15 protein-coding genes are annotated in these 12,847 nt (G+C 47.9%); 10 read left to right on the plus strand and 5 right to left on the minus strand.

Annotated elements, in window-relative coordinates; genetic code table 11:
• The first annotated feature begins 33 nt into the window (after nucleotides 1–33).
• The 10 genes from HY200_10680 to HY200_10725 all read left to right on the plus strand — a co-directional run bounded on the left by HY200_10680 (nucleotide 34) and on the right by HY200_10725 (nucleotide 7,652).
• Nucleotides 34–552: a hypothetical protein gene (locus HY200_10680; protein MBI3595409.1), complete on the plus strand. Its 519-nt coding sequence runs from the start codon at nucleotides 34–36 to the stop codon at nucleotides 550–552.
• Nucleotides 549–1,022 carry a hypothetical protein gene (locus tag HY200_10685; protein MBI3595410.1) on the plus strand — a complete coding sequence of 158 codons (474 nt, stop codon included), beginning with the start codon at nucleotides 549–551 and terminating at the stop codon, nucleotides 1,020–1,022. The genes HY200_10680 and HY200_10685 overlap by 4 nt, the downstream gene beginning before the upstream one ends.
• Entirely contained in the window at nucleotides 1,012–1,548 is a 537-nt protein-coding gene (locus HY200_10690; protein ID MBI3595411.1) for a protease inhibitor I9 family protein, read from the plus strand. The genes HY200_10685 and HY200_10690 overlap by 11 nt, the downstream gene beginning before the upstream one ends.
• A gap of 98 nt (nucleotides 1,549–1,646) precedes the next feature.
• Nucleotides 1,647–2,252, plus strand: a complete 606-nt coding sequence (locus HY200_10695; protein ID MBI3595412.1) for an ankyrin repeat domain-containing protein — start codon at nucleotides 1,647–1,649, stop codon at nucleotides 2,250–2,252.
• Nucleotides 2,253–2,375: 123 nt separating this feature from the next.
• Nucleotides 2,376–4,220, plus strand: a complete 1,845-nt coding sequence (locus HY200_10700; GenBank protein MBI3595413.1) for a S8 family serine peptidase — start codon at nucleotides 2,376–2,378, stop codon at nucleotides 4,218–4,220.
• Nucleotides 4,217–4,762, plus strand: coding sequence for a hypothetical protein (locus HY200_10705; protein MBI3595414.1), 546 nt, complete (start codon nucleotides 4,217–4,219; stop codon nucleotides 4,760–4,762). The genes HY200_10700 and HY200_10705 overlap by 4 nt, the downstream gene beginning before the upstream one ends.
• Nucleotides 4,763–4,795: 33 nt before the next feature.
• On the plus strand, nucleotides 4,796–5,632 hold the full coding sequence (locus HY200_10710; protein MBI3595415.1) for a hypothetical protein: 837 nt from the start codon (nucleotides 4,796–4,798) through the stop codon (nucleotides 5,630–5,632).
• Nucleotides 5,633–5,669: 37 nt separating this feature from the next.
• The gene (locus HY200_10715) at nucleotides 5,670–6,455 is read left to right on the plus strand and encodes a hypothetical protein (GenBank protein ID MBI3595416.1); all 786 of its coding nucleotides are present in this window, start codon (nucleotides 5,670–5,672) and stop codon (nucleotides 6,453–6,455) included.
• 137 nt (nucleotides 6,456–6,592) lie between these two features.
• Entirely contained in the window at nucleotides 6,593–7,225 is a 633-nt protein-coding gene (locus tag HY200_10720) for an ankyrin repeat domain-containing protein (protein MBI3595417.1), read from the plus strand.
• Between the two features lie 43 nt (nucleotides 7,226–7,268).
• Complete coding sequence (locus tag HY200_10725; protein MBI3595418.1) at nucleotides 7,269–7,652, plus strand: PilZ domain-containing protein; 384 nt, start codon at nucleotides 7,269–7,271, stop codon at nucleotides 7,650–7,652.
• A gap of 169 nt (nucleotides 7,653–7,821) precedes the next feature.
• Here HY200_10725 and HY200_10730 read toward each other — a convergent pair whose 3' ends face one another.
• The 5 genes from HY200_10730 to HY200_10750 form a co-directional block, all read right to left on the minus strand.
• Nucleotides 7,822–9,249, minus strand: coding sequence for a proteasome accessory factor PafA2 family protein (locus HY200_10730; protein ID MBI3595419.1), 1,428 nt, complete (start codon nucleotides 9,247–9,249; stop codon nucleotides 7,822–7,824).
• Complete coding sequence (locus HY200_10735; GenBank protein MBI3595420.1) at nucleotides 9,250–10,020, minus strand: hypothetical protein; 771 nt, start codon at nucleotides 10,018–10,020, stop codon at nucleotides 9,250–9,252. It lies immediately after the preceding gene.
• Nucleotide 10,021: 1 nt separating this feature from the next.
• The gene (locus HY200_10740) at nucleotides 10,022–10,819 is read right to left on the minus strand and encodes a proteasome subunit alpha (protein ID MBI3595421.1); all 798 of its coding nucleotides are present in this window, start codon (nucleotides 10,817–10,819) and stop codon (nucleotides 10,022–10,024) included.
• Nucleotides 10,820–11,210: 391 nt separating this feature from the next.
• Nucleotides 11,211–11,384 (minus strand): ubiquitin-like protein UBact, encoded by a 174-nt coding sequence (locus tag HY200_10745; protein ID MBI3595422.1) that lies wholly within the window; start codon nucleotides 11,382–11,384, stop codon nucleotides 11,211–11,213.
• Nucleotides 11,381–12,847: proteasome accessory factor PafA2 family protein (locus tag HY200_10750; GenBank protein MBI3595423.1), on the minus strand; the 1,467-nt coding region annotated here is incomplete at its 5' end. The genes HY200_10745 and HY200_10750, both read right to left, overlap by 4 nt.

Raw genomic sequence — 12,847 nt, forward strand, 5'->3', positions numbered from 1 at the left:
ACAACCTGGAAAGAAAAAGTACACTTAAAGACAATGAAAAGAAATATTTTAGGATTCTTACTATACGGTATCTTCGTCATTTCCTGCTCTTCCTTGCAAGCGCCGCATGATTTGGTAGAAGATCAACCTGCCGGTCACATCGGTCATCAGTCTCATTCTGACGCCCGCACTCCGGTAAAGCAGGGTGACTTGTCCGTCGTTACGGGCCAGGAAGATTTGATAAAAACTTATGGCATAAAAGTTGAAACGCTTCGGTTGACTTCGGCCGGCATGATGCTCGACCTTCGATACCGGGTGGTCAATCCAAAACTGGCGACGGCGGTGACTCAAACCTCTTCGCCGGTTGAAATCAAAGTCATAGACCAGGCGACCGGCCATGCACTGGGCGTCGACAAAACCAACGCAGGATGGTATCGATCGAGATCAAAGAGAATTCAACCCAACCGGATTTTCTTTGTCATTCTCGACAATACGCATCAGGCGGTCAAGCAGGGTTCCGTTGTGGCCATTACTTTTGGTTCGATTAAAGTTCAGGGATGGAGGGTGGAATGAACAGATTATCTTGCCGGGCACTTTTTGTTTTTTTGACTGTCATTTGTCTTTCCGGATCAGGCTGTGCCGCGCCGTTGCACAATGTTCTATCGAAAGACTTGCAAAACGAGATCAATTTAAAGCCTTCCGGTCAGAAAATACCGGTCATTCTGATTTTTGACACCGCGAAAACGAGCCCCTATTTGTCGCGCGACGAGATGAACCGGAATTTAAAGGAACATGCTCGTGTATCGCAAAAGGAGACGATTGACCTTTTGATTCAAAAAAAGAAAAATGGAGAGGCGGAGTCGGTTCGCTCTTACTGGATTGACAATTCCATTTCTCTGAAGGCCACGCCCGCCTTGATTCGGGAACTGGCACAAAAAAAAGAGATTGTCAGCATTGTTCGTGATCAACCCGCATCACTCTCGAAAAAAGAAGTAAAATCTGTTCCCGTTAAAAAAACCCGAGAGGAGAGTCATGAAAAATAAAATCCTTTTCAGCTTCATGGTTGCAGTTTTCGTTTTCTTGTTTTTATTTGTAAACTCTTCACAAATCTTGGCCGCCAAGGACCCATCTGAAAAGAGCGAAAAGAAAGAAATGGAGGAAAGCCATCTGACTCCTCTGCTCAAAGAGCTCGTCAAAAAAACGAAAGAAAAGGATAAAAAGATTCCGATCATCATCACCTTCAAAAGCGATCCGATCAGGACGCACGGTTTTGGACAGCGGTTGAACCGGCAAGAGATTGAAAACGAGCTTAAGAAACAGGCGAATGACTCTCAGTCCGTGGTGTTGAAATATTTAAAGGGGAAGGAGCAGGCGAAAAGAGTTGAGAATATCCATTCGTCCTGGCTAAACAACAGTATTTCGGTCAAAGCGACGAAGGATGTGATTCAAGAGCTTGGAAAAAGAGAAGATCTCGATGAAATCGTTCTGGATAGACCAGTGGAGATTCAACAAAAGAAACATAAAAAAGTAAAAATGGATCAGAATAAAAGCAAGGAAACCGCCGAATAGTCCGTTCAAGGAGCGCGCTTTTATCGCATTTGACACACTAAAAATCTCTGTTACTCTTTATTGAATAGGAAATGACCTATACAATAAAGGAGATTTAAATGAAAACTATTTTAGGTGGATTCTTAATCCTGTTTCTGATGGGCTTTTCATCGCAGACTTATTCAGCGGAAAAAAAAGAAGATAACTCAAAAGGGTCGCAATCCGACTTGTTGAAAAGTGCGCCGCCTCTTTTTCAGTCCGTGATGAAGGAAAAAGAGGACGATTCCCGGGATAAAAAGAGTGATTCCGCAGCGGATGGAGATATTAACAAGTCCGATTCCCATGGCGAAACCCCGCTGATCCTGGAGTCCTTATTTGGACATGAATCCGTCGTGAAGTTACTTCTTGAAAATGGAGCTAATGTCAATCTGGCGGATCACAACGGCGAAACAGCACTGATTGCGGCCTGCCTGAATGGCACAGAATCCATTGTCAGACTACTTCTTGATCATGATGCAAAGGTGAATGCCCAGGACCACAATGGTGTTACGGCTCTGATGTATGCGTCGGCCCTCGGTCGTGACGAGATTGTGAAGACTCTGATCCGTCACGGGGCCCATGTCAATCTCAAGAACCGGTTTGGAGAAGACGCCCATCATGTGGCCGCGTCACATCATCATCCGGAGATTGAAAAAATTCTCAAGGAAGCCGAAGACCGGCGGTAATCAGCTCGCGTTAACGGGGATCGGATTCTCCTGGAGGTTTTGCGGCATCAGACATTTTGTCTGACTTGTGATTCAATGGATGTCCATGCTGTCAAAAAGGCTGTTAGAGGAGTCAGAATCCCCGTGAAGCATCTTGGTTTTGTCCTTGCGGTTATCGTGGGGCTCTTTATCTGGTTCCCTTCGTTGAAGGGAGGTACCATCTCGACTGAAGTCCAACGACAAATCGATTCTGCTTCTCCCTCAGATCATCTCAAAGTCATCGTCCAAATTCTTGACAATTCACCCCTCACTTCTTTTTCCCTTGAAGGAAAATCAAAACGCGAACGGCACGAAACGATCGCTCGTACGCTTAAGAGGAACGCGGATGACTCCCAAAAATCTCTTAAAAAGACCCTTGAGGGGCATCGAAAAGCCGGAAAGGCCCAAAACATACGTCCCTTCTGGATTGTCAACGCGATTGCATTGGAAGCGACTCCTGAAGCCATTAGAGATATTGTTTTGAAACATGCCAACATCGATATTCTTTCTGATCGACCGGTTTATGCCATGACCGGTGGAAGAGCTTCGACGGCCGGTACCCGTGGATGGAATATCGACAAGATCAATGCTCCCGCACTCTGGGCGAAAGGGTATACAGGTCAAGATGTGGTGGTCGCAACACTCGACACCGGAGTGGACGTGACCCACCCTGATCTGGCACCGACTTACCGGGGTGGGAGCGATAGTTGGCACGACACTTTTGGTGTTTACCCTTTTCCTGTCGATAGTGCCGGCCCAACATTCACCGGACACGGAACTGGAGTGATGAGCCTGATTGTGGGAAGGAATGCTTCTCTAAACAGCGGATTGGGTCCCGGAGGACCCGTGGGTGTTTCCCCTGACACGCAATGGATTGCAGGTAAAATTTTTGACGACAGCGGAGCAGGCAGCACTTCTACTATTCTTGATGCCCTGGACTGGGTGGCTGATCCGGATCGAAATTTAAATACATCTGATGCTCCGGAAATTGTAAATGGTTCGTTTGGAATTGATGAGGCGAGTTGTGACACGACCTTTCAAACGGCGATCTTGCATTTATATTCAATGGGAATGATGCCAGTATTTGCGGCGGGGAATGGAACTGTACCTGCCGTTCCTGCTGACTACGTCAGATCAATCGCCGTGGGGTCATCAAATTCTTTAGATTCCGTTATTTCGAACAGCAATGGTCCTCCTCTCTGTTCGACCAGTCCGCCCAAATTATATTTCCCTGATTTGGTTGCGCCGGGTGAAAATGTTTGGATCGCCATTCCGGGAATCGGAACTTATCCAAATAGCTCTTATTACGATACCGGAATTGGAACTTCTTTCGCTGCCCCGCATGTTGCAGGCGCGGCGGCTCTATTGTTAAGCGCTTTTCCAGATTTATCGGTTGACAATATTGTGACGGCGTTAACCAGCAGCGCGACTTTTTCTACCGCCCCAAACAACGTTCATGGATATGGTCGTATAGATGTCGATGCGGCATTTAATTATTTGCTTCAAACGAATGTTCCGCGCCCACCTGCGGTTTCGATTCAGACTCTTTCCGGCGGTTTTCAGCTTACCTGGGGAGCATCACCGACCACATCAGTGACTTATACGGTCTATAGGGACGGTGCTGCATTGACGTCCGGTCTGAGTCTGACGAATTATCTTGATGGAGGCGTCCTTTCCTCAACCAGTAGTTCCTACAGCTATTCGGTTTCAGCATCAGTCGGTCCAATAACGAGTCAGCCGACAAAAGGGATGCTGGGTAATATCTATCAGGGGAACGGGTTGACGATCGACCGGATCGATGGATTTGACCTGGCTTATCTCATTGATTTGATAGGTACGACCTCTTCCGATTTGAATTGGGATGCCGCCGCCGACTTAAATGGAGACGGTGTCATCGATAATGCGGATCTTGCGATCTTGACCACCCATTTTGGGCAGGTGATGAAATGAAGATTGCGTTTTTGAGAGTTGTGGTTTACATTGGGATCCTGTCCGGTTTATTTACACTGGCAGGATGTGGCGGAGGAGGGAGTTCCTCTTCTCCACCTCCTTGCACGATCTGTTTTACATCGGCATCGGGCTCAGGGAATAATCTTTTTACTTTGAGCCTCAATGGCGCTTCGACTTCATCCACCGCGGTATTTGACTTGAACCTGAGCGGACTCAATACAAATATGGCCAATGGCATTTCGGCCGATTTAACTTTTGATTCGTCGTGGATGACTTTTGCTTCCTTTACACCCGATACCGGGACCAACGGTATTTCCCATGGAGTCCTGTCCGTTCTTGAAAGCGATCCCAATACTCTGGTGATCGGTCTCTACAAATTCAAAGGGACTCCGGCTCATCTTGGTACCTTGACCTTTAATTTGACGTCAACGGGAAGAACCGCAACACTCGCATTTTCTCCCGCCACGACTTATATCGGATCTGCAGCGCACCTCCTTCCGTCCCCGCACCTTATGGCGCTCGGCGGAGTACTGAAGAATTGAATATTAATATTATGTTATGCTAGTATTAACGACATGGCTAAAATCATTACAGCTCAAAAAGCTTCAACAACGTTAAAAATCGGGCTTCTCTCAAACCAAAAAGGGAGAGTCCATCTTAAGTCCTATATGATTGAGCTCTTCAAGATTCTCAAGAGCAGGGGAGTTCATGAAGAGATCATTGTGCCAGACGAGGAGATGGTGAATATCTCCTCCATATCCGTCGCCTGCGATACCTATCTCCTGGCTCCAGGGGATGAGCTGGCCCTCTCGTTCGCGGGCATTCTCCACGACAAAGGGGCGAGAATATTAAATAGCTTTCCTGCCTCTTCCATTGCCCATGACAAAATTCGGTCGACCTTTAAACTCCAGGAAGCGGGTCTTCCTGTTCCCGCCAGTTTCATAACCGGCAATCTTCGCAATCTACCCAATGCTGAAGCCAAAGAAAGAATCATGATTAAACCGCATCGTGAATCTTACGACAAAAGAAGCCAGGTGGTCTATACGGGGCCGGATTCCGAATTCGTCTTTCCCGAGGCGCATTTTGCACAGGAATTTCTCACTTCGTTTCTTGAAAGTATCAAGGCCTATGTCATTGGAGAGGAACTTTTTGCGGTGAAACGGTTTTATACAGGAGAAGGGAATAAGGCCGTGGAAACCAGTTCGATCCGATATGATCCAACCAGTGAAGAAAAGAGAATTATTTTTACCTGCGGGAGAATCCTGAATCTCCATATCTACGGAGTCGATCTTCTGGAAACAGAGAAGGGGCTATTTGTGACGGATGTGACCGCTTTTCCCGATTTTACTGAAATTCCAATGGCAGTCGCTCCTCTTGCCGACTATATTTTCAATCATACTTTAGGCCTTTAGGAGAGGAGGGGACGATGCAAGCCCCTTATAAATAAGTATGAAAATCGGCTTTATTCTCAATAAAAACGATCTCGCGTCCTCAAATTCCGGAATCCGGGAAGTGTTCCTCCATCTCCAGAAAAGGGGAATCGATATCGTTTCCATTTTCCCGGAACAGGAATATATTTCACTTTCCCCTCTCTCGATGGACTGCGACGCTTATGTCTTAAAGTCCAAAACAGAACTGTCTCTTTCCCTGGCCGGCGTTTTGACCCATAAAGGGGCGCGCGTTCTGAATTCATTTTCTGCGGCCTCAATCGTACAGGATAAGATTCGAGTCAATAACCGTCTCCAGGAGATGGGAATTCAGGTGCCAAACGGTCATTTGACGGGGAGCTTTCCCCTTGTTTCCGAAGTCACGCGAAAAGCTTCGGCTTTGGTGAAATCTCATAGAAGGGGGGCCGATTCCGGGGTTGAATGGGTCCCCCGGGGGGAATCACCCGATATTATTCCCGCAGGAGGGATCTTTATCCAGGAAATTTCACTGGATGAAGGGAGAAGCTACAAAGTTTATGGAATAGGGGAAACGCTCTTTGGACTGCAAGGGAACCTCTTAAACGCTCGAAAAGGGCAATTTATAACCACAACCCTTCCGGAAGAGGTCAAGCGCGTTGCTCTGGCTTGCGGCAGAATATTTAATCTTCAGGTATACGGTGTCGATATTGTTACGACGCCAAGAGGACCCTGCGTGGTTGATCTCAACCCATTTCCTCATATCATAGGAGTTCCTGGCGGCGCCGAACGGCTTTCGGACCACATTTATGATTTTGCGCTCGATCTTTAACGATCTCCCTTCCTGTCTTTAACACTTCTCCTTTACTTAACTTGACAGATAAACAGGCTTTGCTATTCTTTAATTATAAATCGGGAAAAATGACCGCAATGAAAACGATTTATCTTCAAATGTTAAAGGAGATCCTGATGAGACAAACGTGGATGGGTGTGGTTCTGCTATTATTTTTGTTTCCTAATCTGGTTTCAGCCCAGGATCAGAAAAAGGGTGCGCTCTCTCCTCTGCTGAATCACGCCTCCAGCCATTCCACTTCCGGAAATACCGGAGAGATTTCTTTGGTGGGCTATACGCCCCTGATCGCAGCCACCTTTTCCGGCGATATCAAAACGGCGCAGGCTTTGGTTGAAAAAGGAGCCCAGGTCAACTCGGCAGATCAATCGGGTGATACCCCCCTGATGTTTGCATCCTTAAGCGGATACGCCAAGATTGTTCAATTCCTGTTAAATAAAGGAGCAAAAGTCAACGCCAGGGACCATTTTGGTGAAACCGCATTGATTGCCGCAGCCATGAATGGTCAGACGCTGATCGTTCAGATGTTGATAGAAAAGGGAGCTGATATGAATTTGCAAGATAATCATGGAATGACCGCCTTGATGATATCAGCCGGCAATGGGCAATATAGTACGGTCAGAGCACTGATTAAGAGCGGGGCCAGGTTGAACCTCAAAGATCAAAACGGAAAAACAGCTTTATCGTACGCAAAAAGCAAGGGGGACACCTCCTTGATTCAGATCCTTCAGGCCGCCGGCGCGACAGCCTGATCGCAAGTTTTCTCTTTTTGAGATTTTTATAAAGGATCTGGGAATGGCAGGTTTTAGCGGGTCAGTACTTTACCATCGTCGGGCGCACCCACGTGCCAATCTCGAACTTCAAGCCGATTTTAGAATTCTCCTTTCCGATACGCCAACAGAAGACCAGCGCCAAAAAGCAAAAACCGAAACGCTCGGAGGCGGGGGGTTGATGTTCGTTTCCCCCATTCAACTCTCGCTAGGGAATCGGCTGGAAATGAGGCTCTTCTATATGACGTTTGTCCTGGAATTTGTCGCGGAAGTGGTCTGGATTGAGCAGCTCGTCGGGAACGAGACGGAAGAATTCAAATGCGGGCTCCGGTACGTGGATATTGCTGACGGAGATCTCGCGTATATTCATTACATCCTCTACTCAAATCAAGAGAGCATCGAAGGTTAATAAAAAAACAGGTTGACAAAAACCTTCACCTGTTGCGTTCTCGCTTTTCGGTCTCCTTCAACGTACGTAACATGTACGCCTCAGTCGCCCTTCAAACTGCGGTCTGGCGACCCACAGACAAAAATTAAATTAGCGGAATTCCTCGGCAGGGGACATCTGAAAGTTTTTGTCAACCTGCTAAATACTCGTTAGCTTCTCGAATGTAAGTATTAAACGGATCCTCCATCGAAAAAGTCTTTTTCCCTTCAATCTGAATTTGAGTCCAGTTAATGAGATAACGGTTCTTTGACTCAATTCCTTTGCGATCACGTTTTTCCAGAATTGATTTTGCAATCTCGCCACGGGCGGAGGCGCGGGTATTTCGAGGTGGCGAATCCATAGCAAGCCGTATGGCCGGATCAGAGGTCTGACGGGTCACCTCTCTCTCTTCTCCCAGGGCAAAACTAAGACCCTTGTCGGGATTCAGGTTATGATATTCCAGATCGAGGCTGATGGCCCAGGGATCGTTCCAGCTCTTTTCTTCTGATTTTAAAAAAAGCTCAATCAGCCATTTTTTCGAAATCCAGTCTATTTTACCGACCAATTGATAAGGATCGTTCGCTAAAGCTTCGAGCGTTTTTCCCCACTCCGCAATGACCCAATCCGCGTCCGGGTCTTTTCCCGAAAGATGCTTTTTTGCAGCCCGTTGGAGTTTGGATTGCAGTTCAATGGCTGAAAGCTTATGTCCATTTTCAAGCGTGACGACCCACTGTTGGGTCGCATCCCGGGAGATCTGTTTCAGGTCGAGGACAGGCTCCTGAAGCATCAATCCTTCGGGGCAAAACCCCTCCTCGATTAATGAGAGCATCAGCGAAGTGGTTCCGAGCTTTAAGGCGGTGGCATATTCCAGCATGTTTGAGTCGCCCAGCAGGAGATGAATTCTCCGGTACCGGGAGGGATCCGCTAACGGTTCGTCACGGGTATTGATGATGGCCCGATTAAACTGGACCCATTGATAAAAATCATTAACGATATGATCCGCCCTTTGCGAGAGCTGAAAGTTTACCTCTGGAAATTTCGATTCTCCGAGGAGGATCCACCCGTCCGGGACAAAATGAGCGCCGACTCTGCCGGACCCGGTAAAAATCTGTCGTGTGACAAGAAATGGAATCATCTGGCCGAGACCTTCGTAAGTGAAGGGAAAATCGCGTGAGACAAGATAATTTTCGTGAGATCCGAAAGTTGAGCCGGTATGGTGGTCGATATTGTTTTTGATGATGGAAACATTTTCAGAAAATCCGGTTTCGGTTAGAGCCTCCTGTAAAATCAGATCGCCGGCCCGGTCGTAAGAAACAATGTCGGAAAGAGAGATACATTCCGGTGACGCATATTCAAGGTGCCCCATATCGAGATAGATTCTGCCGCCATTGAGAAGGAAACCGCCGTTTCCGGGGGGTTCGTCATGGGCCCGCTGGTGCAGGTCGACCAGGCCTAATTTTTTTTTCTTAAGGATGTAGTCTTTAATCCTGAATGAGATCTCTTCAGGGGATTCGGCCGGACTCTCCTGATTGACCAGACAGCCATATTCCGTTTCTAAACCGATAATCCTCTGTATCATCTAACGAAGCCATTCCCTGATACGGGGTTGAATTTCGTCTTGTAAAAGCGCCTTGAATTTGGAGGTGCCCGGGATTGTTTTATCGAGGAGGGCGATTTCGGGAGTGAAATGATCCAGCTTTTCTTTTAAAAGCCGGTCTATTTCGGAAGATACGGGAAGAACATCTTCCGCACCTTCAGGCGGAACGGGGTGAAGCGATACGGCCCATGTTCGAAGGGCAATCTGCAAGACCGGTTTCAGAGAGAGAGTACGGGTCTCCTCCTGGGAACGGAGATACGCGATCATTTTTTTCTCGATCTCCTCCGTGGGCGCGAGGATGCCGAATTTTCCGTTCTCTTCAAACAGCCCATCATAGTCGAGCTTCACGAAGAGAGGCTGACCGGACGGATGGGTCAGCTCGACAAAAAGGAGCTTGGAAATGAAAGGTGCATGAAGAATCTCTTCAAATGCTTGCTTCATCACGGGTGCAATGCCAAATTTAATCAATCGTTGCAGATTGACATCTGCCGGAGAACGGTTAAAACCTTCGACATGGGCGAGTTCGAGAACGGCGGTTCGAAGCTTCTCGAGATCTGTCGGGTGCCCGAGCCCGCCAAAGGCGATCTGGTCGTAAACTTCATATAATTTCGATGTGCCGCCGCCCACGGTTGCCATCAGAATTCCGTCTTGATAGGGGAGAGCGACGACCGGACTTCCCGAAGAAAGTTGTTCTTCGAGATACTCGCGCCGATTTCGGACCGCTTCGATCCAGCGGTAAGGCTCTTCAAGCATATTAGCTCCTTATAGGGTTACTCTTGATATTTCGGGAAAAGAGGTTTTCAAGAACGTCTAACGAGATCTCGCGCGTTCCAGTGGCGGTGACCAATTTGATGAGCGGATAGAGTCCTGCTTCGATATTGACGCCGCCGGTAGCCGAATCAAATTCGGAAGCGGTTTCGAGGAGCCGAATCGTTAAAACAATGGCAGACTCCTCTGAAACCCGGGAGAGGGGCTGGGGACCCCAGCGATTTTCATAATGTAAAATTCCCCGGACTGCGGGAGAACCCGATCCCGAAACGGCAAATTCGACCCCTTCAAATTCGGCACCGAGAATATCGTAGAAAAAAATCTTCCCTTCCTTTTTAGATAAATCGTAGGCGGCATAAATAGGGGCCACCGCGCCGATTCCCTGGATTGCCATCGGGATATTCTCCTTGAGGAGCCGGGAGAGGGCCCGGACTTTGCCATCGAGGCTTAGTTCCTGAAGCTGGCTTCGTCTGAAATATTTGAAGGTATGCTCCATAATCCGGGCAATTTCAAATGCGGTGGCCGGAACGCCGGCGATCGCCATCACAGAGTGGCGGTCGATATCGATCACTTTATCGGTTCGGTCGTACATGACGGTCGTTCCCGCCGTGGCTCGGCGATCACCGGCGACCAGCACGCCTCCCTGATATTTAAAGGCAAGAATGGTCGTTCCGTGGGTTACGGGAAACGGTGCCGTTGCGCCAGGAATCGAATTCATATTCAGTGTTGAACCGAACTGATAGCCGCTCTTCTTCAATAAAGTCCAAAAATCTCCGTTGTTCATAAAAATCCTTTTAAACAAATATTTCAATTAATTATGGATTTTGCACCGAAGGGATCAGGATATAATCCTCTCTCCGACGGCGCCGAAGTTTATCCTCATTTCTGCATTTATAAATTAATGGGGGATAAACAAACTTCGCCGAGTCTCCTTTCGGACAACATCCCGATCCCTTCCGTTTCAGTTTAAGAATTCATGTTAGTTTTTAGGCTGTTCAAAAAGTCTTTTTTCAATTTTCTTTCAATTGCTGAGGCCTAAGGATGTTATTCGAAAGGAGACTCGGCGAAATTCGGTGATGCCACAATCTAATGTTCAATAAAGATGAGCATGAATTTCGGCGCCGTTGGAGAGAGGATAATATCCTTAGGCCTCAGCAATATGAGAACTCTTTTTCTTATTGTCCTGTTCTTTGACGGTATCTTTCTGCCTGCTTCGGATCCACCTTTTTCATCCTCTTCAAGAGATTTTCCTTTGCAGTATCGGTGTCAGGCTTCTTGGGTCCCCCCTCTTCCCTCGGTTTTTCAAGCGGGTTGACCGGCTTTTCTCGTCTTTCAATGGTCGGATTCATTGCCTTGCTCCTTTTGAGAAGTATTGTGAAATATCCTTCATATCGTTTAATTGATTTTTCAATGACGTGATTTGATCCGGATCGAAAAGATGGCTCAGATCGAGCTCCTTTTTGAGAAGACCTTTGTTGAAAATAATCCTCTCCCATTGAATTCGATGGATTTTATCATGAAAACGGTCAACGCAGAGTCCCCGAATGGCGGCCCGGGTATCGGTAGGGGGCGTGTAGATCGCCTCTTTGATCTTCGGGTCGCTGCTGAGTCGGTTCATACTCCCGTTCATCTCCATAGCGATAAAAAGCCCCCTGTCAGGGCTCATGTTATGATATTCGAGATCAATTGCGATCAGACGGGCATCGTCCAACTTGCATCCCTCTGATTCGACAAAAGTTTCCATGAGCCATTTCTTGGCAACCCAGTCCAGGCGGTTCGTTAAGAGAAGGGGGTCTTTTTCAAGATCGTTGAGCACCTCTTCCCAGTTTTTTAAAATCCACTGTGTGTCCGGGTCGTTCTCTTTGCCGAAAGCCTGAATGGAGGCTTCCAGGTAAATCCGCTGATGATCGATTGGATTCAGGTTCTGTCCGTCGACAAGCCGGATCGGCTTCTTGCATGTGGGATCGAGAGAGACCTCCCGCAAGGTGGCGACGGGTTGATCAACCGCCCCTTTTTTTGGGAGAGCGCCAGCTTCAATCAGCCGGAGTATCAGCCAGGTGGTCCCTACTTTTAATGCGGTCGAAGTTTCTGACAGATTGGAGTCTCCTAAAATCTGGTGAAGTCTCCGGAATTGAGAAGGATCCGCATGAGGCTCATCCCGGGTATTTAAGATAGGTCTCCGGTCCATGGTATCGACCGATTGCTCGACTTCAAAAAAATCGGCACGCTGAGAAAGCTGGAAATGACCGCGCGTCAAATCCGATCCATTTTCTATTCCAATCTTGCCCGCTCCGGCAAAGATCTGCCGGGTGACCAAAAAGGGGATCAACCCGAGGCTGATCTCATGAAACGGGATTGACCTGGGGAGGAGGTAGTTGTCATGGCATCCGTAACTGTGGCCGTGAAAATCGGTATTGTTCTTATAAAGTTGAACGTGAGGCCCGCCTAAAACGGCGTTGCGGCGGTTTGCGCATTCCTGAAGGATTCTTTCTCCCGCCTTGTCGTGAATAATTAAATCCTTCAGCGACCGGCATTCCGGCGTCGAGTATTCCGGGTGAGTGTGGTCATTATAAAATCGGGCGCCGTTGGTCAGAGCCAGATCGCTTTTCATCTCGTGGAAGGAAAAGGGTCTTTTACGGTCGGCCTTTTCAAACGCCGATTCTTCATCGTCCTGGGCCAGAGTCTGGGCCCGAAATCCCCGGGCATCCTGGCGGGGATCTTCCACAGAGTAATCCCATTCCTGCCGGAACGGCTTGTTGAGATATGCCCGAACCAGCTCCATCGATTCCAATACCTGGTCGACTTCGGCAAG

The organism is Nitrospirota bacterium, from assembly GCA_016194305.1.
Classification (GTDB): Bacteria; Nitrospirota; Nitrospiria; order JACQBW01; family JACQBW01; genus JACQBW01.